The sequence below is a fragment of the Nocardia sp. IFM 10818 genome (assembly GCF_054655275.1).
Genome location: NZ_BAAHJH010000001.1, coordinates 5018518 through 5040014 on the forward strand (window position 1 = coordinate 5018518; position 21497 = coordinate 5040014).

Consider the following 21497-nt stretch of genomic DNA (forward strand, 5'->3'; position numbering starts at 1 on the left):
TCAGACGGTCATGAGCTCGGAGACCAGTCGGCTGCCGGTGAGCTTGTAGTCCGTGCCGGTCAGCTCGTACATGCTGACGAAACCGTCGAGGTCTTCGGAGGCGGTGTCGCCGCGGACGATCCAGAGGTGGGGAATGCCGAGGGCGGCGTAGACGCGGAGCTTGTCGATGGCCTCGCGCACCTGGGCGTCCTGCCACACGGCTTCGATGACGGCGTGCAGATGCCCGGGCGCATGGGTGGTGCTGTGCTTGGCGGGCCGGTGGTCGGGGCGGAAGACCACGCCATCGGCGACGAAGTTGTGCTGGCCGGGATCGCCGCGGGCGAAGCCGGTGTCGGCGACATACTGGTCGCCGGCGACCTCGTAGCCGAGACCACGCCAGAATTCCAGGACGTGGAACACGATCCGGGAGTACCAGAACGTGACGGGCATGAGGGTGAGCTCCAATCGGCCGGATCGTAGTTCCCAGGCCCAGCCGCGCGGGACGCGTGGCAGGGCTTCGAATTCGGCGCGGGTGCGCACACCGGTCATCGGAAGGTTCAGCTGTTCGGGCAACGACTCCCTCCTGCGGTACCGGCGCCGACAAGACTGGAACACCATAACCTCAGATTTCACCCGCAGGGCTGTCACCAGCAGCTTCACCGCTCGGCGTGGCGATTCGCGACATACCGGACACCCTCAGCTATCGGTCACTTGTCCAGTAGCTGATGAGTTGCCAACTGCGCCGGGCGGTTACACCAAACCTGTTGTCACACACAAAAACTCGGATAGCTCGATGGTGACCATTCACACATGCCCACAGGCCCACTCGCGGTTGAAGCCGCAATCGGCGACACGTAAAGTTACTCACCAGTTAGGCACGAAGGTGTTCCTACCTCGGCCCGACATTCTGATAGGGGGCCGCACAATCACCGTCCGCATCCACCGACGCATGTCGGACGAACAATGTTGGGCACCAACAGGTTCGCAAAAAAGGAGGGGACGATGGTTTCCTACATCGTCACGGGCGGAACCGGTTTTCTCGGGCGGCGCGTGGTCGCCGGGCTGCTGAACCGCGACAAGACCGCTATCGTGCACGCGCTGGTCCGCGAGGCGTCGGTCGCCAAGCTGCGGGAGATGGCCGAGGGCTGGGGCGCCCCCGATCGCGTCTTCCCCATGGTCGGCGATCTCACCGCGCCCGGGCTGGGGCTGCACGACGAGGCGCCGCGCGCCGATCACGTCATCCACCTCGGCGCGGTCTACGACATGACCGCCGACGAGGACAGCACCTACGCCGCCAATGTGCAGGGCACCCGCGCGGTCGTCGAGCTGGCGCGCGAACTGGGCGCCGTGCTGCACCACGTGTCCTCGGTGGCCGTGGCGGGCGACCACAAGGGCAAGTTCTTCGAGGACGACTTCGATCTGGGCCAGAACCTGGAATCGCCCTATCACCGCACCAAGTTCGAGGCGGAGAAGCTGGTCCGCGAGAGCAAGGACCTGCGCTGGCGGGTGTACCGCCCGGCCATCGTGGTCGGCGATTCCCGCACCGGCGAGATGGACAAGATCGACGGTCCGTACTACTTCTTCCCGGCCATCGCCGCCCTCGCCGCGCTCCCGTCGGAGCTGCCGGTCCCCATGCCGGATCTGGGCGCCACCAATATCGTTCCGGTCGACTACGTCTCGGCCGCCATGGTCGAGCTCATCAACAAGCCGGGCCTGATCGGGCGCACCTTCCACCTCACCAACCCGAAGCCGCAGCCCTTCGCGGAGGTCTACGCCGCCCTCGCCCGCGCCGCCGGCGCGCCCGCCGGTTTCGGCACCGTGCCCGGCAGCCATACCGCCCTCAATATCCTCGGCGGCATCCCGGGCGTCACCAGCGTGCGCGATTTCCTGTTGGAGCGCATGGGCATTCCCGCCGAGGTCGCCCCGCACACCGCCTTCGAATCGGAGTTCGCCTCCGATTTCACCCAGGCCCAGCTGCGCGGCGCCGGCATCGAGGTCCCGGCCTTCGAGACCTATGCCGCGACCCTGTGGAACTACTGGCACGCCAACCTGGACCCGGACCGCGCCCGCCGCATCGAGGGCGAACCTCTCGAGGGCCGCATCGTCCTGGTCACCGGCGCCTCCTCCGGTATCGGCCTGGCCACCGCGCACGCCGTCGCCCGCCGGGGCGCGACCGTGCTCATGGTGGCCCGCACCCTGGAGGATCTGGAGGCCGCCGCCGCCCAGGTCCGCGCGGAAAGCGGCGCCGCCCAGGCGTATACGTGCGATATCACCGATGAGAAGTCGGTCGAGCTGCTCGTCAAGCAAGTGCTGGCCGACCACGATCACGTCGACTACGTGGTCAACAACGCCGGCCGCTCCATCCGCCGCTCGGTGCTCAATTCCACCGATCGCATGCACGATTTCGAGCGCACCATGGCCGTCAACTACTTCGGCGCGGTGCGCATGATCCTGGCCCTGCTGCCCTCCATGCGCGAACGCCGCTTCGGCCACTTCGTGAACATCTCCTCGATCGCGGTGCAGACCAAGGTCCCGCGCTTCGCCGCCTACGTGGCCAGCAAGTCGGCCCTGGACAACTTCAGCGAGATCGCCGCGGTCGAGAACGCGGACGCCGGAATCACTTTCACCTCGGTGCGCATGCCCCTGGTCCGAACCCCCATGATCGCGCCCACCGATCTGTACAAGTCCATCCCGGTGCACACCCCCGAGCAGGCCGCCGAGATCGTCGTGCGCGCACTGGAACACCGCCCCAGCCGCATCGACACCCCGATCGGCACCTTCGCCCAGTTCGTGGACACGGTCATGCCGTCGGTGAAACGCGCCATCCTGCACCAGGGCTTCCGCATGTTCGGCGAGTCCAAGGCGGCCGTCAAGGCGGCGCCCGCCCCGGCCGAGACCGGCGCCGGCGCGGAGTCCGAAACCGCTGCCGCACCGGCCGAAACCGCCTCGGCGTCGCGCAGCCCGCTGCTGGCCCTGGCGCCGATCGTGCAGCCGCTCATGGGCCTGCCCACCCCGGCCGCGCGGATCGCCAACAAGATCCCCGGCCTGCACTGGTAGCACCGCGCGCACCAACGATCCGGTCCCGGCGGGAATCTCCCGCCGGGACCGGATTGTGTTGGGGCCGCGGCCATATGAGCATTCGGGCTTCAGCGGTACGCGCCGCTGACAGTTCCCGCTTCGTTGGGGCCCCGCCCCTCCCCGAGTCTCAGAGCCGATCGGCCGCGAAGTTCGCCGCCGCGACGAAGCTGTCGCCGTAGGCCACGTGCGAGGCCGCGTTCACGCCCGCGCCGCACACCGGATCCCCTCCGGTGCACCAGTTTCCGGTCCGCCCCGCGTATTCGCCCGGCACGCCCGCGCCCGCGGCCCGCATGGGATCGCCGAACAGCAGCACCGAGGAGATCCGCCAGCCGAGATCGCCCGGCATCTGCACGCGTCCGGGATACCAGCTCACGGTCCCGGTCCCCAGCGCCGCGTGAATGACCGCCGCGCCCTGCGAATAGCCGACCAGAACGAACCGCTGATCCGGGCACGCGCCGGCCTGATAGCTCATGTGCCCCACCAGATCCTGCGTCCCGGCGCCGAGGTTGAAGCTGTGGTCCGCCGGATACGCGACGGGGTACGCACTGGTCGAGACGGGCAACCGATCCTGCAGCATGCCGTACAGCGGATTGCCGACCACATCGCCGAGCCATCCGGGTTCACCCGTGCCCCGCACCGCTATCACATCCACGTCGGCACACCAGTCCGCGCGGGCCGTGGGTTGCGGAACGAACACGCTCACCGCCAGTAGCAAGGCGGCGAATACCCAAGCTATACGCCAATTTACAGACAGCAACACCTTCCGGTCGCCCATTGTCCTCACCCTCTCACGCCGTTGTGAGAGGCCCGGTGACTCTTGTCAGTGACAAGCGACAAATCAGCGGGCCATGTGACCCAAGGTAGGGAGACCGTCAGGGACCGGCAACGAATTCCACTGGAGCGATACCTGTTTGATTCCCAACCGTATCCCATTCAAACTTGTTATCTACAAGCTACTTTGAGGCAACGGTCCGGCATACGGGAGGTGTCGGAGGCCGACGTAATTCGAATGCGACCGGAGGCCCACGCAGGACGAAGCAGGTCGAGATCGCGTGTTTCCCTGCGTGTCTTGGGAATTCCGCTGCGATCGCGATGCCGCCCGTGTAAGGGTGATCGGGTGAAGCTGACAGTGCAGGTCAAGCTGCTCCCGGACGTGGCGACCTCAGCCGCGCTGAGGGAGACGTTGACGCTGTGCAACCGCGCCGCGAACCACGTTTCCCGGGTCGCGTTCACCACCGGCACTACCGGAAAGCAATCTCTGCAACGACTCACCTATACGACAGTCAGGGAGCTCGGGCTATCAGCTCAACCTGCCCTGCACTGCATTCGCAAGACCGCCGGGGCCTACGCAACATTGTGCGCGAACCTGGCAGCTGGGAACTACGGTCCGGCCGGATCGAAACGACGCGAACGTGTTGAGGCCAAACCGATCCGGTTTCGCAGGGACGCAGCGCAACCGTTCGACGATCGCTGCCTGTCGTGGCAGCTCGACGCCTGCACCGTATCCATCTGGACTGTCAACGGGCGCGCCAAAGACGTAGCCTTCACCTGCTCTCCGGCACAAGCGAAGATGCTCGCCGAATACCGACACGGCGAATCCGACCTCGTCTACCGGGGCGGGAACTGGTACCTGCTGGCAACCTGCGAGGTCCCTGAGCCCGAGTCGATCGCCCCAACCGGCGGATTCCTCGGTGTGGATCTGGGCATCGCCAACATCGCCACCACCAGCGACGGGGTCGTCCATGCGGCGAAGCATGTCAACCAGGTCCGCCACCGCTCCCGGCGTGTACGAAACCGACTCCAACGGAAAGGAACGAAATCGTCGAAACGGAGGCTGCGTAAAATCTCCGGCCGCGAAGCGCGCTTCGCGGCCGACACGAACCACTGCATCGCCAAGAAGATTGTGACCGAGGCTCAACGCACCTGTCGCGGTATCGCCCTGGAAGATCTGGGCGGTATTCGCGGGAGGGCACGGCTACGTAAGCCCCAGCGGGTCACGTTCCACTCTTGGAGTTTCGCCCAACTCGGTACCTATATCGCCTATAAGGCGAAACGTGTCGGGGTTCCTGTTGTCTTCGCAGACCCTCGATATACCTCCCAACAATGCTCTGGATGCGGCCACACGTCGAAGAGCAACCGGCCGAACCAGGCCACCTTTATGTGCACGTCGTGCGGTTTCGCTGAACACGCCGATGTGAATGCAGCCCGCAATATCGCCACGCGCGGTGTCGTGGGCTGGGCAGTGAGTCACGCTGCCGATGACGCGGCCGAGCCCTCGCCAGCCAGGTGCGGGTAAGAGCTGCAAGCTCGTCCTTTCACGGTCGAGAAGCTGACGGCAGCTCGCGAGCGGAACTGACCACCGACTGACAGGCCTCGAGGAGCACCGGGACAAAGACGTCCGCCTCGAGTGCGCAGGCCGCATGACCGGCCCGCGCCAGGAAGATCTCCGCTCCCGGAATCATTTTCGCCATCTCCAATTGCCGATAGACCGGCAGCGCTCGATCGCGCGTCGTGATCACCACGGCCGCGGGCACTTTCAGCGTCGAGAGCCATTCCGAGGAATCGAACCGCCCGATCACCGCCAGCGCCTGCGTCAGCGCCCAGCCGCTCAGGCTGCGCATCTCCCCCATGGCCCAGCGATCCATCCGCCCGACCGGCCACGAGGATTCCGGCAGCACCGGCAGTTTCGACCAGCGCAGCACCGCCCGCCGATAGGCGGTCTCCGACATCGAGGCCGCGAGCGCGCCCCAGGCCCGATGGAAGGCCCGCTCCCGCCACTTCTCCTGGAAGCGATAGGTGGTGGCGCACAGGACGAGTCCGCCCACCCGGTCCGGATGCCGGTGCGCGGTCAGCTGGGCGATGATGCCGCCCATGGAATAGCCCACCAGAATCGGCTTCTCGACCCCGAGCACATCGGCCAGCGCGATCACATCGTCGGCCAGATCGTCGAGATCGAATCGCTCGGACCGGATTCCGCGACCGTGCCAGCGCTGATCGAACAGCACCACCCGGTACCGCTCAGCGAGTTCCTTCAGGGACGGGAACCAGTTCAGCATGGCGGTGGTGACCATCCCGTGCAGCAGCACCACGGTCGGCGCGTCCGGGGCGGGCCCCGGCAGATCCACCACATAGGTACTGCCGCGCCCCGGCAACTCGACCATCGAACCGGTCGGCACCTCGGTCAATCTGGATATCCGCTGCGACAGCCGCCGCCCGCGCCGGGGCGCGCCGTACGGTGATTCCGTGGACAGCTCCACGCTGCGGTTCGTCATCGAAGGCCTCCCGGCGCACCGCCCCCTGCGGGCGAATTGGAACACGTTTCACTCGATGATGCCATAGCCGGGCCGCCTCGGCGCACAAGGCGGGCGAGTCACGAATCGCAGTGGCGGGCGCCCGGAATCACGGTGGTGACCACCAGGACCGGCGGCGTGGTGGGCGCCGGTTCGGGCGGGGCGGACTCCGGGACGGGGTACAGGCGGATACCGGTGAAACGCACGTCCCCGCCGTTCAGGGTCAGGCCGCCCACGAGGACCTCGTGGCCGTAGATATCGGTCACCAGGGCCGTGAACGGGCCGGGGCCCGCGCCGGAGACCGACCAGTAGTTGTCGTAGCCGCGGCGCAGCGGTATCCACTCGCCGCCCGCCTCGGGGCGCAGCGAGATCTGCCGCAGGGGATTTCCATTGCCGGAAAACAGGACTCCCAGCCAATCCGGGGAGGAGCCCGGCTGCACGCGATAGAACAGCTCCGGAGCGGGATTGGGATCGCGCACCTTGGCGATCCGGATGGGAACCACGCCCTCGGACAGGTGCGCGACCTCCTCGAAGGCCGCACGGCTCAGATCGTATTGACCGGGACCGCATCCGGGGCAGCGGTCCACGACCATGGCGCGCACGCTGCCCAGCGGGCCATCGATATCGACGTAGGTGCCGCAGGCCGCCGAGCCGTCGTATTCCTCGGTCGGGACGCCGATGTAGTAGCCGTCCAGCGGCAGATCCGGCAGCGAGCAGGCCACGCCCGGGGTGAAGGCGTAGAAGCGCGCTTCGCGGTGTTCGACGACGGGTTGCGCCGTCGTTGGAAGCTGCTGCGGAGTAACCGTACTGGTGGTGGGTGCGGGAAGGGTGACCACCGTGGTGGTGTCCGGCTCACTGCGGCAGGCCACCGGCTCGGGCCGCATCACCCAGATCACCGCGCCTGTGACTACCACTCCTGCCAGGGCCGTCCACAACCACGGCCGACCGTTGCGAACCTCTTCGTGACCCGTGCGGTGCATGGGTGTTCCCCAACCTCCGAATAACGTTTGCTGCAACGATGCTGAATTACCTTCAGGAAAGCAGTCGGACCGGTCGCACCGGGCACGAATCGGAAACTCGGAGTGAAAGACTCGGCGTGTCGCCGGTGTGTCATGGATCTAGAACGATTGCGCACCGCACCGCGTATGTCCGGGTACCCCTCGACATCCAGGAGCGTGCCGCATGGCCGACCTCGCGCCCTTCTACCAGCAGGTGCAATCCCACTACGACCTCTCCGACGAGTTCTACGCGCTGTTCCTCGACCCCTCCATGACCTACAGCTGCGCGTATTTCACACACCCGGGGATGACTCTCGAACAGGCGCAACAGGCCAAGATCGATCTCGCGCTCGGCAAGCTCCGGCTGCAACCGGGCATGACGGTGCTCGATATCGGATGCGGTTGGGGCGCAACCATGATTCGCGCCGCCCAGGAGCGCGGCGCGCGCGTGGTCGGGCTGACGCTGAGCCGTAATCAGTACGACCATGCGCGCGAACGCATCCGGCGGCTCGGGCTGGCCGATGTGGCCGAGGTGCGGTTGCAGGGCTGGGAGGAGTACCACGGCGAGGCGGACCGGATCGTCAGCATCGGCGCCTTCGAGCACTTCCGCAAGCAGCGCTACGGCGAGTTCTTCAAGCGCTGCTACGACATGCTGCCCAGCGACGGACGCATGCTGCTGCACACCATCATCGGCCATACGCTGGCCGAGCTGCGTGCCCGCAATATCGCCGTCACCCGCGCGGACGCGCTGTTCCACATCTTCATCAAACGGGAGATCTTCCCCGGCGGGCAGCTGCCCCAGCCGCAGCTGGTGACCACCCACGCCGCCCAGGCCGGGTTCCATCTACAGCGCATCCACTCCCTGCAACCGCATTACGCGCAGACCCTCGACCACTGGGCCCGCGCCCTCGAACGGCAGCACGCGGAAGCCGTTCGCCTCACCTCCGAAGAGGTCTACCAGCGGTACCTGAAGTACCTCACCGGCTGTGCGCACTACTTCCGCGCCGGCCACCTCGACGTCATGCAGTTCACCTTGATCAAATAGCCGGGACCCGTTGTGCGGCAACGGCTATCCGGGTGTCCTCCGCGACCAGATCGGCATTGATCTGCGCTGCCGCGAATGCGCCCGCGGCGGCGGCGTTTCCGACCTGGGCGGCGATATCGGTGACATTGCCCGCCGCCCACACGCCGGGCGCCTCGGTGCGGCCCATGGCATCGACCGGAATGTATTCGCCCATGCCGCTGGCGTGTTCGGACGGATACAGCCCGAGCGCCGCCAGCAGTCCGGCCCGCGCGACCATGCGGGTCTGGGTGGCCACCGCTTCCCGGCGCACCACCGTGCCGTCGGCCAGCCGCACGCCCGTCAACCGGTCGTCCTCGACCTCGATGCCGGTCACCGCACCGGTCACCACGCGGATGCCGCGCGCGGCCAGCTGCTCGGCCTGCTCGCCGGCAGGCGGTTCGGTGGTGTGGGTGAAGAGCACCACATCGTCGCTCAGCTGCCGGAACAGCAGCACCTGGTGCACGGCCATCGGGCTCGCGGCGATCACCCCGATCGCCTGGTCGCGGACCTCCCAGCCGTGGCAGTACGGGCAGTGCAGCACATCGCGACCCCAGCGTTCCCGCAGTCCGGGAATATCGGGCAGTACGTCGACCACGCCGGTCGCCACCAGCAGCCGCCGCGCCCGCACGGGCCGGCCGTCGGCCAGCGCCACCGTGAATTCCGGCGTCCCGTGCTCGTCTTCGTCGCGCGCCGCCGCCACGACCTCGCCCGTCACCACGTGCCCGCCGTACTGCCGCACCTCGGTCCGCCCGCGCTCGAGCAGTTCCGCCGGAGGTATGCCTTCCCGGCCGAGCAGTCCGTGCACGCCCGCGGCCGGGGCATTGCGCGGCGCGCCCGCGTCGATCACCACCACCGAGCGCCTGGATCGGGCGAGCATGAGCGCCCCGTTCAATCCGGCGGCGCCGCCGCCGACGATCACCACGTCATACTTGCTCTGCAGCTCATCGGTCATCAAGACCACCTCCTTCGGCTACGACCATGCGGGAGAACCGGTCATCCTGGCAATGTTCTTTGCCGATCTGGCAAACTGGCGGCATGGAGAACATCGACCGGACCCTCGATGCGGTCGGTCCGCGGCTGCGCGCGCTGCGCAAGCAGCGACAGACCACCCTCGCCGATCTGTCGGACGCCACGGGCATCTCGGTGAGCACGCTGTCGCGCCTGGAATCCGGGGCCCGCCGCCCGACCCTCGAACAACTGCTGCCGCTGGCCCGGGCGCACGGGGTGACCCTCGACGAGCTGGTCGACGCGCCGCTCACCGGCGATCCGCGCGTGCACCTGCGGCCGATCAAGCACGGCCATATGACCATGCTGCCGCTGACCCGGCGGGCGGGCGGCATCCAGGCCTACAAGATCATCATTCCGGCGCAGAACGGACACCGGGAGCCGGATCTGAAGGTGCACGAGGGCTACGAATGGATGTACGTGCTCAACGGCCGGCTGCGGGTCGTGCTCGGCGAGCACGATTTCATCCTCGTCCCGGGGGAGGCCGCGGAATTCGACACCCATGTCCCGCACTGGTTCGGCGCGGCCGACAACGAACCGGCCGAATTCCTCAGTCTTTTCGGCAAACAGGGCGAGCGCGCGCACATGCGAGCACAGCCGAAGCGCAAGAGCTGAACCCGATCACGGCACCAGCACGGCGGCGCCCGCGAACCGCCCGTGCGATAGGTCCGACAGTGCCCGGTCGGCCGTCTCGAGTGGATACGGATGCACCGTCACCTCGATCCGGTGCCTGCCCGCGATCTCCAGGAATTCCCGCGCGTCACCGCGCGTATTGGCGGTGACCGAGCGAATCTCCCTCTCCTGGAACAGATGCCGCTGATAGTTCAGCACCGGGATATCGCTCAGGTGTATGCCGGCGATGGACAGGATCCCGCCCCGGTCGAGGGCCTCCAGCGCGGGCGGCACCAGCTCGCCCACGGGCGCGAACAGGATCGCCGCATCCAAGGCCACCGGCGGCCGCTCGGCCGCCCCCTGCACCGACGCCGCCCCCAGCTCGGCGGCCAGCGCCCGCGCCTGCGGATCACGGGTCATCACATGCACTTCCGCGCCCTCGGCCAGCGCCACCTGTGCCGCGATGTGCGCACTGCCGCCGAATCCGTAGATGCCCAGCCGCCCGCCTTCCGGGAGCCCGGTCCGGCGCAGCGCCCGGTATCCGATGATGCCCGCGCACAGCAGTGGGGCCAGCTCGATGTCCGCGTAGCCGGCGGGTAGCGGGAGCGCGTAATCCGCGGGCACCGTGGCGAATTCGGCATAGCCGCCGTCGGCGTCCCACCCCGTGTACAGCGACCGCGGGCACAGGTTCTCGGCCCCGCGCAGACAGAACCGGCACTCTCCGCAGGTGTGCCGCAGCCAGGCGATCCCCACCCGATCTCCCGGGGCGAACTCGCCGTCCGCGCCCGCGCCCACCGTCACGACCTCCCCGACCACCTCGTGCCCGGGAACGACACCCGCCCGACGGACCGGCAGATCCCCTTCCGCCACATGCAGATCCGTCCGGCACACCCCGCACGCCAGCACTCGGACCAGCAGCTCCCCCGCGCCGGGTTCGGGAACCGCGGTGTGCCCCAATGCCATCGGCGCGGTGTCGATCGGCCCGGGCGTCATGACGTGCCACGCCCGCATCGACCGCTGATGCGCTACTTGCCGCACGGTTCCTCCCTGCTGTCGCCGGTCATCGAGTGCGCGTGTGCTGCGCTCCCCTATCCTGCCTCGGTGAAGCGGGCGCCGGCGGCAACCATGAGGTCGATGGTGTAGGACGGGTCGAGCAGGGCTTCCGGGGTATACACGCCCGGCGCGACCGTTTCACCACGCAGACCGAGCAGTCGTTCCGCCCCGAGGGCGACGCCGAGCGCGGTCAATGGCCGCTGGCCCGCCGGATGAACCATCCGGCGGCGGGTGCGCAGCGGGGCGCCCGCCGCATTCGTTCCTTCGAGATCGATCAGCAGCTCGGTGGACAGCGGTTCGCCGCGACGTCTGCTCGCCGACTCCCCGACCGCCAAATCGAAGCGGACATTCGGCGCGCCCGTCGCGACGGCGAGGCTCGGCACGTCGAGGATGGCGATGCTCTGGCCGGGCACCGTCACGCCATCGGCGCCGGGTACCTCCGCCTGCGCGTCCGGGCCCGCGAGCCAGGTGAACACCCCGTCCCGGCGCACATAGCCCGACGTGATCGCCGCCATCATGCGGTCCAGATCGGCTTCCGCCGCGGGCCCGCCGCTGTCCAATTCGTCCAGCACCGCGCTCAATCGGATGGAGTCGATCCGATCGAACTCCCGGGCCGCGTGCAGCGTCGCGAGCACTCCCAAACCGGCGAAGTAGTGACCGGCGATCAGAATCGGCGCGGTTCCGGCCCGTTGCGCGCCCATGACGACCTCCGGCCCGATATCCACCACGCTGGTGGAAATGCTGAGGTAGGGCAGCCCGCGATCCTGTGCGAAGGCCAAGCCCCGCAACCGCTCGTCCCACACCGCGGCGACCACCGCCGAGTACTCGTCCCCCGCCGGAAGGCCGAGATCCTCGCGCCGCAGATCGATGGTCACGGCCGCCGCATTGCCGAGTCGATCGGCGACCCGCCGGGCCCGCTCGAGATTTCGCCCCGCGATCGTGATCGGCAGCGCCGGGTACCAGCGGCGCAGCAGGTCGGCGGCGTCCCCGCCCGCCTGGCCCGAACCGCCGAGAATCAGAACCGATTTCGTGTGTTCCATCGTGCATCATCCTTCTCAGAACCAATAAGCTACATTTTGTAACTTACACTTTGTAGCTAAACTGGGAGGCGACCGCAAGGGAGGACGATGACCGGATCGACGACCAAACCATCGGCTCGCCTGTCGAAGCAGGACAGGCGGGAGCAACTGCTCGATACCGCACTGGGAATCGTGCGCGCACAGGGCGCGGACGGTCTGACATTGGCCACGCTCGCGGAAAGCGCGGGCGTGAGCAGGCCGATCGTCTACGGGCACTTCGGAACTCGACCCGGTCTGCTCCTCGCCCTCTATCGCCGTCTCGACGAGCGCCACCGCACCGCGACCACCGCGGCGCTGCGCGATGCCGCACCCGCCGCCACCGAGATTGCGCGCGTCATGGGCGCCGCCTACTTCGCCTGTGCCACCGATATTCCGGAGTTCAACGCCGTGTCCGCCGCACTGAAAGGCGATCCGGGGATGGAGGCGATCCAGCACGAGATGCTGGCGGCCTACACCGAGATCATGGCCGACGCCTTCCAGCCCTACACCCGCCTCACTCCCACCGCACTTCGCCTGCGCTGCACAGGAATACTGGGCGCGGCCGAGGCCATCGCCGCGGAGCTGAATCGGGAGCGAACCACCGCGGCCGAGGCGATCACCGCGCTGACCGACCTCATCATGGGCTGCCTCGACAGCATAGAGTTCCGCCGGTGACCGCTCACGACTATCTCTCGACCCTGTTCTCCTTGGCAGGCAAGGTCGCCCTGGTAACCGGCGGCAGCTCCGGAATCGGCAAGGCCATCGCCACCGCCCTCGCCCGCGCGGGCGCGCAGGTCGTCATCGTGGCACGAGACAAGCACCGCCTCACCGGAACCGCCCGCGAACTCCACGCCGAAGGCTGCCAAGTCCGTTGGCTCAGCGCGGATCTCGCCGACCGCAACGAGGTAGCCGATGTCGCCGACGAGACTCCGGACGTCTTCGGCCGGCCACCCGACATCCTGGTCAACTGCGCCGGCGTCAACCTCCGCCCACCCGTCGAAGCGCTGACGGAAGTCTGGGACACGACCATGGCCGTCAACCTGGTCGCTCCCTTCCTCCTCGGCCAGTCGTTCGGGCCCGATATGGCGAAGCGCGGCTACGGCCGCATCATTCACATCACCTCCCAGCAGGCCCACCGAGCCTTCGCCAACAGCGGCGCCTACGGTGTCTCCAAGGGCGCATTGGAATCGCTGGCCCGCTCCCAAGCCGAGGCATGGTCCCCTTACGGCGTCACGTGCAACACGCTGGTACCCGGCTTTGTGCCCACCCCGCTGAATGCTCGAATGTCCTCCGATCCGGAAATGGTCGCCTCACTCGCCGCCCGCACCCTCATCGGCCGCAACGGCCACCCCGACGACTTCGCCGGCGCCGCAATCTTTCTCGCCAGCCCGGCCGCCGCCTACATCACCGGCCAAGCGATCTTCGTCGACGGCGGCTTCTCCGTGCACTAGCGGCTGAGCGGCGGATTCGGCGCCCAGGGCCGAGGTGAGGAAATCGGTCAGTTGGGTGCGGACGCGGTCGCGGGTCAGGCCGTCGGCGCCGTCGCGGAGGGCGGAGAAGAGGGCCGAGACGAGGATGGAGAGCAGGAATTCGCCGGCTGTTTCGACGTCCAGGTTGGGGTCGAGGAAGCCGTAGCGGAGGGATTGGCGGACTTGGTCCACGGCTTGCATGCCGTAGCGGCGGGCATTGCGGAGGCAGCGGTCGATGACGGCGTCGTCGATCGAGGAGGCTTCCAGGAGGAGGAAATTGACCAGGCCGGGTTCGGTGGCGGCGAGGTCGTAGCAGCGGTCTATGACGCGGGCGTAGCGGGCGGCGAAGGCGGCCAGGGTGGCGGGGACATCGTCGGCCTCGGGGCCGAGGAGGCGGTCGCGGATGCGGTCGAAGCAGTGGTCGATGACGGCGTCGAGGATGTCGCGCTTGTTGTCGAAGTAGTTGTAGAAGGTGCCGTGGCTGACGCCGGCGGCGGTGGCTATGTCATCGACGCTGATAGTGCGGAAACCGCGGGTCATGACCAGGCCGTAGGCGGCGGCTACGAGATCGGCGCGGCGTTGTTCCAGGCGGGCGGCGCGGCGGGTGCTGCGGGCGGTATCGGTCACGAGGCGGCGCTCGGCAGGCGCAGGGCCTTCTCCAGCAGGTGCAGGAGGGTGGCGGTGGTGTGGCGGCGTTCGCGCGGATCGCTGACGCCGTGCAGCTGCCGGAGCAGGCCGGGGCCGACCATCATGACGATGGTGTGGGAGAGCACGGCGGTGTCCAGGTCGGGGCGGATCCAGCCCGCTTCCACGCCACGAGTGAGTTCGGCGGCGACCAGGGCGGCGGTAATGGCTTCCAGGCCCAGGAGCCGTTGTGCCAGTTCGGGATCGATCGCACCGGCTTCGACCAGCAGCAGGCGCAGCAGCTGCGGTTCGCGTTCGACGAGGTCGTAGACGCGATCGGCCGCCGAGCGGACCGCGTCGGTGAGTTCGGCGACACTGGTCGCGGTGCCGAGCAATTCGGGCAGCTGCACGGAGGCCATGACCTTCTCTATACCGAAATCGATGACGTGGTCCAGGATTTCGCGTTTGCTGCCGAAGTAGCGATAGACGGTGCCCTGCCCGATCCCGGCGCGCGCGGCCACCGCGGAGATGGCGGTGGCCTCGTAGCCCTGGGCGGTGAACACCTCATAGGCGGCTTCGATGATTTGCCGGCGCCGCCGCAGCGGAAGCTCGTGCTGCGGCGGCCGGCCTGTGCGGGAGGCTATTTCGCGGCCCCGTCCTTGGTGGCGGCGTCCTTGGGGCCGTAATCGACGACCACCCAGTCGCCGCCGCTCTTGGCCACCGTGACCACCAGCAGGTTGGGCACGGTGGCCGGTTCCGGCTGCTGAATGTTCTTCGTGCGCTGGGTGGCGTAGACGGTGACGGCGTACTGGTCGTTGCCCTGGGACTCCACCGAGGTGCCGACGACCTCGCCGGTGGCCACGACCTGGGCCTCGGTCATGATCTTGGCCAGGGTGTCGTGCACCTCGTGGTAGCGGTTGGCCAGGGCGTCGGAGGTGCCGCGCTGTACGCCGTCGAAGAAGGCGGGCAGGTTCTGGTAGTCGTAGGTGAGCGAGCGCAGGGTGTAGTCGCGGGCGACCTCGGCGGCCCGATCACGGTCGGCCTGAGCGGATTTCAGTGCGTCGAGATCGCTGGACGCGCCGTGCCAGAGGATGCCGAGCACGACGGAGACCACGGCCAGGATCGCCGCCGCAGCGGCGGCCAACGGCAGCGAGGGAACTCCGGATCGGTTGCCGGACCGTACATCCCGCTCCGCCGCCGATGCAGCCGGAACCCCCCTCCCCTCTTCGGGTTTCGTTTCCTCGTCCTTCGCGGCAGGCTTGGACAGCGACACCGCCGTCGCGGTGGTCTCGGCGTCGTCAGGGGTCTTGTCGATCTCACTCATGATGTTTTCTCCTACCGAGGAACGTCGATACCGACATGGGCGGCGCCATCGCCGGGGAATACCGTGGACAGCAGGTCGACGATCGATCCGGCGTCCACACGCAGTGGTTTGACCGCGCTGGTCGCGGGCTTCAATACGGTCGCGATATGCCCGAGATCCGGGCCGAGCAAGGAGAGATATCCGTCGATCTTGGCGACCAGCGGCCCCAGCGGATCGTCCCAGATGTGCTCGCCCACAATCGAGTAATTCTGGAATGCGGCAATGATGTGCAGCAACTCCGGCAGCCCGGTGTCGATATCCCCGGCGGCCGCGCTGATGGTCGGCGCGCGGCCGTCGAACCGGTCGCCGAGGGTCTGCACGTTCGCGTAGAGGCGGGCAATGGCATCGCGCTTGTCCCGCAACAGATTCGCGGTGCCGATGAGCGCCTTGGTCAGATTGGCGACATCGGCGTCGCGGCCCTCGAAACCGGCGGCCACGGTGGCGGCCAGATGCTCCAGCCGCGCCGGATCCAGTTGCGCGGTGAGTGCGTCCATCTTGGCCAGCGCGTCGCCGACCGTGGTGGCGGTGCGGACCTGCCGCGGCGGCACGATACTGCCGTCGTGCAGGTACGGTCCCGCGCTGGTCTCGGGCCGGAAGTCGAGGAACTGCTCCCCCGCCGCCGAGAGATTGGCGATCTGCACCGGGGCGTCGACCGGAATCCGGTACTTCGAGTCGTATTCGATCTTCACCGCCAAACCCTTGGCGGTGGCGCTGATATCGCGCACCTTGCCGATCGGCAGTCCGCGCAGCGTCACCTCGGAGGTCTTCATGAGACCGCCGGAGGTGTTCAAAAGCACCGTGACCGTATTGGTTTCGCGCCGCGGGTCGATATTGAGCACGCCGACTGCCATATAGCTGCCGCAGATCAGCGTCAGCACGGCCAGCAGCGCCATGGACACCGGACCGGAGAAGGAGAGTTTCATGGCACCATCCCGATGGAACGCAGCGTGGTGACGAGCTGATCGGCCTGCACGTCCGCGGAGACGCGCTGGACCCGCACATCCGGGTTCCCGAGGAACGGAATCAGCTTCTCCCGCAACAGGGTGTGGAAGGTCTCGAGGTTGGCCCCGAGGGTGATGTCGGAGTAGGCGATGGTCAGCGCGGTGGGCGCCAGAATCGACACGATGGAACGGAAGTCACCGGCGTAGGGCAGCAGCAGCTCGCCCGCATTGCGCGCCAGCCCGCCGCCGGTGATGATCAGCTTGACCACATTGAGCAGCACATCCGACAGACCGGCCGCGCGATCGGGCCCGAAGGTCAGGATGTCGTCCACGGCGGCCCGGCCGGACTCCAGCTTGCCGGTGATCCGCTGCGCCGAGATCAGGATCCGGTCCAATTCCGCCGTATGGCTCGCCATATCGTCGAGCGCGGCACGCCCGGCCGCATTGATCCGGTCCAGCTCCGCCGGATCGGACGGGAATGCGGCGTTCACATCCGCGACCAGCTGTTGCAGATCCGACCACCGGCCGCCGGTGATGATATTGGACAACGCCCGCAGGATGTCCTCGACATTGGTGGCCGGAATGGTCTGCTGCACCGGAATGACATCACCGTTGACGAGGAAGTCGGTGGCGCCGTCCGCTGGAGCCTCCAGGGCGATGTGGATATCGCCCAGGATGGTGCTCTGCCGCAATTCCGCGGTGGTCGTCCGGGGCAGCTTGGCATCGCTTTTCAGCTGCACCGTGGCGACGGCGGTGTTACCGATGAGATCGATGCGCTCGAGCATGCCGATCTCCACGCCCTCGGCGATCACCTTCGCCTTGTCCGGCAGATTCAGCACGGAGCCGAATTCGATCCGGATGGAATAGGTTTCGCCGCTGATATAGGTGCCCGGGATCGGAATGTCGGTGGCCTTGAGACCACAGCCGCTCAGCACCAGCGTGGCCGCGGTCAGCGCCGGAACCAGCTTGACGAGTGCGCGCTTCATCGGGCACCCGCCTGCGGCAGGTTCGCCGCCAGCGGCGGCAGCTGGGACAGCAGATCGGTAATGGATCCCTGATTTCGTTCCAGCAGGTCGTTCAGCTGCGGCAGGTACAGATCCAGCAGCGCGTAGACCTGCTGATCGTATTTGCCGACATTGCGGGCCAGCACCGGCAGGAATTCCACGGCGATATCCACGGCGGAGGCGAATTCGGCGGAGAACTCCCCGATCAGCTGCAAACCCGCGCGCAGATTGTCCAGCACCGCCGCCATATCCGGCCAGTTGGTTATGAACATGGTGGTGAGCTCGTCGAGATTGTCCACCAGCCGGCGGAAGACCACATCCTTCTGCGCCGGATCGCCCACCACCGCCGACAGCCGCTGCAACAGCTGATTCCACTGCGGCCCGGTGCCGTCGATGGCCCGGTCGGCGGCGGTCAGCGTCTGATCGAGCAGGGTGTCGCCCGGTTGCCCGCCGGTCAGGTCCCCGGCCAGCGTGCCCATGGCGTCCAGCGCCTCGCTGATGCCGATCGGCGTCTTGGTGCGCTCCAGCGGAATGCACTGCGCGGTATCGTATTCCGCGCCGCCGGTATACGGCTTGGTCAATTCCACATGCCGGTCGGTCACAATGGAGCTGGACATGGTGACCGCCTGGATATCGGCGGGCAGTCGCACCTCGTCGCCGATCTCCATGGTGACGCGCATGCGATTGCCCAGCGCCTCGATCTTCGACACGGTGCCGATCTCGACACCGAGCATGGTCACGCTATTGCCCTCGTACAGGCCGACGCTGTCGGTGAATTCGGCGCACACGCTCTGTTTCGCCGCGCGCACCGAACTGTTCGCCCACGTCACCCCGGCCACACCGGCGACCACCACGACGGCGGCGGTGCCGGCGGCGAGTGCTGTTCTACCCCAATTCATTCAGCACGCCTTGCCTTCGTAGGGAATGCACACCCGGATGCCCGCGGCGGGCTCCTCGGCCGCCACCTGAACTCCGAGCAGGCCGTTCAATTTGGCGATCACATCGCGCAGGCCCGCGATCACGGTGTCGAGCCGGCTCGGGTCGGCGAAGACCTTCGAGAACAGCTCCTCGAATTCGGTCACGGTCGGTTCGATGGAATCGCCGTAGGCCATGATCGGGCGGTGCAGGATCAGCAGCAATCGCTTCACCAGGTTGAATACGCTGACCACATCGTCCTTGCGATTGCCGAGCGAATCGGCGACCGTGCCGAGCTGGCGGACGAAATTGGCCAGGATCGCCTTGTCGGTGGCGATGGCGGCAATGTATTCGTCCGAGATCTCCAGGGTGGTGTTCAGCTGATCGGTGCGCTGGGCCAGCAGGCCGGTGAGCTCATTGACATTGGTGATCACGCTGCGCAGCGCGTTCGGTTCCTGGGTCAGCGCCGACTCGAGCTCGCCGATGGTGGAGCGCATGGTGGTGGCGTCCACCTGGCTGAAGATCGGCGTGCCCTTGTCGAGGATGTCGCTGAGCTCGAACGGTGTCGTGGTGCGCTCAGGCGGAATGTGCCGGTCGCCCAGCGCCTTGTCCCCCGCCGGGTCCAGCGACAGGTAGTGACCTCCGATGGGGGTCAGCATCTTGACCTCCACCGCCGCCCGATCGCCCACGCGCACATCGCGGTTCACCGTGAAGGCGACCTCGACATGATCGCCCACCAGCTCCACCGAGCGGACCTTGCCGACATTGATACCGGCCACGCGGACCTCGTCTCCGGGCCGCGCGCCGCCGGAGACCCGGAAGTCGGCCACATAGGTCTGCTGGCCGATGGGTACCACGTACAACGCGGCCGCCGTGGTCAGCAGCACCGCGCAGACCGCGACACCCGCGATGCCCCAGCGCAATTGGGTGGGCTGATCACCGCGCCCGGCGATCACGTCCCGGATCAGCTCGCCGATGTACCACACCAGTGACTTCATTTGCACACCACCAGGTCCTGGCTGTCGAGAATGACGCCCGCTACCGCCGGCAGCGCCGCCTCCCCGTTCGAACACGAAATACGCGGCTGCACACCCTCTCCCGGCACGGACTGGTTGAGCCCGGTCACCAGTTGCGGTGCGAGCGCGAGAATTCGGGTGAGCTGATCGGTGGCGGGCACCAGGCGGCGCAGCAGGCCGTCCACCGGACCGTAGGCCACGTCGTAGGCGTCGCGGCCCTCCTCCAGGATCGGAATGAGCGGCTTCAGCGTGCGATTGGCATTGTCGATGGCCTCGAGCATGGTCTGGGTCCGGCTGGAGAACTGGCTCAGGATGCCGCCGAGCTGGTCCACCAGCTGCCCGACCGCCTGCGACTTGCCACCGATCTCCTCCGACACCAGGCCCAGATTCTGGATGAGCAGCACGATCACGGCCTCGCTGTTGCGCGCGGTCTTGGTGAGCGTCTCCAGGTCCGCCAGCACGGGGCCGATGCCCGAGCCGTCGCCCTGGATCACCCGCAGGATGTTCTCGCCGAACTGGTTGAGCTGGGCGGGATCCAGGGTCTCGAACATGGGCTTGAAGCCGTTGAACAACTTCGACACATCGAAGCTGGGGATGGTCCGCTGCACCGGGATCGTCGCTCCCGGAACCAGTTTCGCCGTCCCCTGCCCCTCGGTGAGCAGCTCCACATAGCGCTGGCCGATGAGGTTCTGATACCGCACCGCGGCCTTGGTGTTCTCGTACACCGGCCGGTCGGCGTCCACGGTGAACTTCACCCGCGCCTGGGCGCCGTCGAGGGTCACCGCCTCCACCTTGCCCACCGCCACGCCGGACATGCGCACCGAATCACCGGTGAACAGGCCCGAGACATCGGTGAACACGGCATCGTAGGTCACCTTGTCGCCGGGCACCGGGGTGCGCAGCGCGGTCACGATGAAGACCGAGCAGGCCGAGACGACGAGCAGGAAGACGACGAGTTTGACCGAGGACTTGGCGACATCGTTCATCGCGCGCCTCCCGGGTCGGCCGGCGCGGGCGCCAGCGAATCGGCCAGATACGGCATGGTTTTCACGATCAGTTCGAGTTGCAACTGCACCCGGCCGTCCACCACCGGGAAGGCGCCGTCGATGGCGTGCAGCAGATTCGGGATGCGGTTGTAGGCCGGGGTCACGGTGCCCAGCGACACCGCGATCGGAACGGCCAGGTCCAGAATGCCGCCGATGATCTTGTCCAGATCGGGATTGTGGCGCCCCAGCAGATCCGCGATGCCCTTCAGCACAGCCTGATCCACGCCGTCGGTGGCCTTGTTGGTGCGGGCGCGGTTGACCGGATCACCGAAGTAGGCGCTCTGTTCGAGCACCGCCAGAATGGCCCGCCCCGCCGATGGGGTGATGTCGGCGAAGGCCCCGGTCATATCCGCGCCGATCTCGAGGTAGTGCGACAGCGGCGCCCGCTGGCCGTCGGCCAGCGTGCGGGCGGTCTCGAAGAAGGATTTCAGGACCGGGCCCATGCTCTCGGCATTGTCGAGCATCAGATCGATGAGCCGGCGCATGGTCTCGGAGTCGAGCACCTTGGTGAGCCGCGCCGCCCGCCGGAACACCCCGGCGACGGTGGCATTGGTGGCGTTCTCGCCGATCTGCAGCACGGCATGCTCGCGCAGCGGCCCGCCGCCGTCTCCGTCCACCAATTCGATGGCGCTGGAACCGAATACGTTCGACGAGGTGAACCGGGCGGTCACATCCTCGGTGAGCGCGCCCGCCTGCTCGCGGTCGATCTCCACCTCGATGCGCTGGCGGCCGTAGCCGACGGTCACCACCTCGCGGACGGTGCCGATGGCATACCCGCGGAACTTCACCTCGGCGCCGGGCGCGAGACCCTCACCGAGGGTGGCGGCTTCGACGGTCAACTCGAACCGGTCCGCGAAATTCCCTCGCGCATAACCGGTCAGCACCACGGTCACCGCCGTGATGACGAGGGCGATCACCACGCCGCGGGCGCGCAGCGCCCAGGCTCCGGCGCTGCGGCCGGAATGGTCCTTGAATACGGCCAT

The 21497-nt window shown here is 67.4% G+C and carries 21 protein-coding genes and 1 pseudogene; 6 read left to right on the forward strand and 16 right to left on the reverse strand.

Going from position 1 to position 21497, the window contains the following annotated elements; translation table 11 throughout:
- The gene (locus tag ACYQ5L_RS23220) at window positions 1–552 is read right to left on the reverse strand and encodes a Uma2 family endonuclease (RefSeq protein WP_459960128.1); all 552 of its coding nucleotides are present in this window, start codon (window positions 550–552) and stop codon (window positions 1–3) included.
- A 429-nt stretch (window positions 553–981) separates the two neighbouring features.
- Here ACYQ5L_RS23220 and ACYQ5L_RS23225 point away from each other — a divergent pair, with 429 nt between their 5' ends.
- Window positions 982–3036 carry an SDR family oxidoreductase gene (locus tag ACYQ5L_RS23225; protein ID WP_459960130.1) on the forward strand — a complete coding sequence of 685 codons (2055 nt, stop codon included), beginning with the start codon at window positions 982–984 and terminating at the stop codon, window positions 3034–3036.
- Between the two features lie 148 nt (window positions 3037–3184).
- Here ACYQ5L_RS23225 and ACYQ5L_RS23230 read toward each other — a convergent pair whose 3' ends face one another.
- Window positions 3185–3760: a cutinase family protein gene (locus ACYQ5L_RS23230; protein WP_459960132.1), complete on the reverse strand. Its 576-nt coding sequence runs from the start codon at window positions 3758–3760 to the stop codon at window positions 3185–3187.
- Between the two features lie 414 nt (window positions 3761–4174).
- Between ACYQ5L_RS23230 and ACYQ5L_RS23235 the strand changes: the two genes are divergently transcribed.
- Entirely contained in the window at window positions 4175–5353 is a 1179-nt protein-coding gene (locus tag ACYQ5L_RS23235) for an RNA-guided endonuclease InsQ/TnpB family protein (protein WP_459960133.1), read from the forward strand.
- 19 nt (window positions 5354–5372) lie between these two features.
- Here the strand turns inward: ACYQ5L_RS23235 and ACYQ5L_RS23240 are convergent, their stop codons facing one another.
- Both ACYQ5L_RS23240 and ACYQ5L_RS23245 read right to left on the reverse strand, forming a co-directional pair.
- Window positions 5373–6329 carry an alpha/beta fold hydrolase gene (locus tag ACYQ5L_RS23240; protein WP_459960135.1) on the reverse strand — a complete coding sequence of 319 codons (957 nt, stop codon included), beginning with the start codon at window positions 6327–6329 and terminating at the stop codon, window positions 5373–5375.
- 98 nt (window positions 6330–6427) lie between these two features.
- Window positions 6428–7327 carry an expansin EXLX1 family cellulose-binding protein gene (locus tag ACYQ5L_RS23245; RefSeq protein WP_459960137.1) on the reverse strand — a complete coding sequence of 300 codons (900 nt, stop codon included), beginning with the start codon at window positions 7325–7327 and terminating at the stop codon, window positions 6428–6430.
- A 202-nt stretch (window positions 7328–7529) separates the two neighbouring features.
- On the opposite strand from ACYQ5L_RS23245, the gene ACYQ5L_RS23250 reads away from it, so the two are divergent.
- Entirely contained in the window at window positions 7530–8390 is an 861-nt protein-coding gene (locus tag ACYQ5L_RS23250; protein ID WP_459960139.1) for a cyclopropane mycolic acid synthase family methyltransferase, read from the forward strand.
- Here the strand turns inward: ACYQ5L_RS23250 and ACYQ5L_RS23255 are convergent.
- Window positions 8383–9360, reverse strand: a complete 978-nt coding sequence (locus ACYQ5L_RS23255) for an NAD(P)/FAD-dependent oxidoreductase (RefSeq protein ID WP_459960140.1) — start codon at window positions 9358–9360, stop codon at window positions 8383–8385. The genes ACYQ5L_RS23250 and ACYQ5L_RS23255 overlap by 8 nt on opposite strands.
- Window positions 9361–9443: 83 nt before the next feature.
- Here ACYQ5L_RS23255 and ACYQ5L_RS23260 point away from each other — a divergent pair, with 83 nt between their 5' ends.
- Window positions 9444–10028, forward strand: a complete 585-nt coding sequence (locus ACYQ5L_RS23260; RefSeq protein ID WP_459960141.1) for a helix-turn-helix domain-containing protein — start codon at window positions 9444–9446, stop codon at window positions 10026–10028.
- A 6-nt stretch (window positions 10029–10034) separates the two neighbouring features.
- On the opposite strand, the gene ACYQ5L_RS23265 is transcribed toward ACYQ5L_RS23260, so the two are convergent.
- Complete coding sequence (locus tag ACYQ5L_RS23265; RefSeq protein ID WP_459963513.1) at window positions 10035–11036, reverse strand: zinc-binding alcohol dehydrogenase family protein; 1002 nt, start codon at window positions 11034–11036, stop codon at window positions 10035–10037.
- Between the two features lie 77 nt (window positions 11037–11113).
- Entirely contained in the window at window positions 11114–12118 is a 1005-nt protein-coding gene (locus ACYQ5L_RS23270; protein WP_459960142.1) for a saccharopine dehydrogenase family protein, read from the reverse strand.
- Window positions 12119–12205: 87 nt separating this feature from the next.
- On the opposite strand from ACYQ5L_RS23270, the gene ACYQ5L_RS23275 reads away from it, so the two are divergent.
- Window positions 12206–12811, forward strand: a complete 606-nt coding sequence (locus ACYQ5L_RS23275) for a TetR/AcrR family transcriptional regulator (RefSeq protein WP_459960144.1) — start codon at window positions 12206–12208, stop codon at window positions 12809–12811.
- Window positions 12808–13587 (forward strand): SDR family NAD(P)-dependent oxidoreductase, encoded by a 780-nt coding sequence (locus tag ACYQ5L_RS23280; protein WP_459960146.1) that lies wholly within the window; start codon window positions 12808–12810, stop codon window positions 13585–13587. Before ACYQ5L_RS23275 ends, ACYQ5L_RS23280 begins: the two co-directional genes overlap by 4 nt.
- 456 nt (window positions 13588–14043) lie before the next feature.
- On the opposite strand, the pseudogene ACYQ5L_RS23285 reads toward ACYQ5L_RS23280, so the two are convergent.
- From ACYQ5L_RS23285 to ACYQ5L_RS23325, 9 genes and pseudogenes are all read right to left on the reverse strand, one after another.
- Window positions 14044–14232 (reverse strand): annotated as a pseudogene (locus ACYQ5L_RS23285) (TetR/AcrR family transcriptional regulator); the annotation flags it as partial.
- Window positions 14229–14930 carry a TetR/AcrR family transcriptional regulator gene (locus ACYQ5L_RS23290; RefSeq protein WP_459963514.1) on the reverse strand — a complete coding sequence of 234 codons (702 nt, stop codon included), beginning with the start codon at window positions 14928–14930 and terminating at the stop codon, window positions 14229–14231. The gene ACYQ5L_RS23290 and the pseudogene ACYQ5L_RS23285, both read right to left, overlap by 4 nt.
- Window positions 14870–15553 (reverse strand): hypothetical protein, encoded by a 684-nt coding sequence (locus ACYQ5L_RS23295; protein ID WP_459960148.1) that lies wholly within the window; start codon window positions 15551–15553, stop codon window positions 14870–14872. Before ACYQ5L_RS23295 ends, ACYQ5L_RS23290 begins: the two co-directional genes overlap by 61 nt.
- 11 nt (window positions 15554–15564) lie before the next feature.
- Window positions 15565–16515: an MlaD family protein gene (locus ACYQ5L_RS23300; RefSeq protein WP_459960149.1), complete on the reverse strand. Its 951-nt coding sequence runs from the start codon at window positions 16513–16515 to the stop codon at window positions 15565–15567.
- On the reverse strand, window positions 16512–17519 hold the full coding sequence (locus ACYQ5L_RS23305) for an MlaD family protein (protein ID WP_459960150.1): 1008 nt from the start codon (window positions 17517–17519) through the stop codon (window positions 16512–16514). The genes ACYQ5L_RS23300 and ACYQ5L_RS23305 overlap by 4 nt, the downstream gene beginning before the upstream one ends.
- Complete coding sequence (locus ACYQ5L_RS23310) at window positions 17516–18436, reverse strand: MCE family protein (protein WP_459960152.1); 921 nt, start codon at window positions 18434–18436, stop codon at window positions 17516–17518. The genes ACYQ5L_RS23305 and ACYQ5L_RS23310 overlap by 4 nt, the downstream gene beginning before the upstream one ends.
- Window positions 18437–19450 carry an MlaD family protein gene (locus ACYQ5L_RS23315; RefSeq protein ID WP_459960154.1) on the reverse strand — a complete coding sequence of 338 codons (1014 nt, stop codon included), beginning with the start codon at window positions 19448–19450 and terminating at the stop codon, window positions 18437–18439.
- Window positions 19447–20454: an MlaD family protein gene (locus ACYQ5L_RS23320; RefSeq protein WP_459960156.1), complete on the reverse strand. Its 1008-nt coding sequence runs from the start codon at window positions 20452–20454 to the stop codon at window positions 19447–19449. Before ACYQ5L_RS23320 ends, ACYQ5L_RS23315 begins: the two co-directional genes overlap by 4 nt.
- Entirely contained in the window at window positions 20451–21497 is a 1047-nt protein-coding gene (locus ACYQ5L_RS23325; RefSeq protein ID WP_459960158.1) for an MlaD family protein, read from the reverse strand. The genes ACYQ5L_RS23320 and ACYQ5L_RS23325 overlap by 4 nt, the downstream gene beginning before the upstream one ends.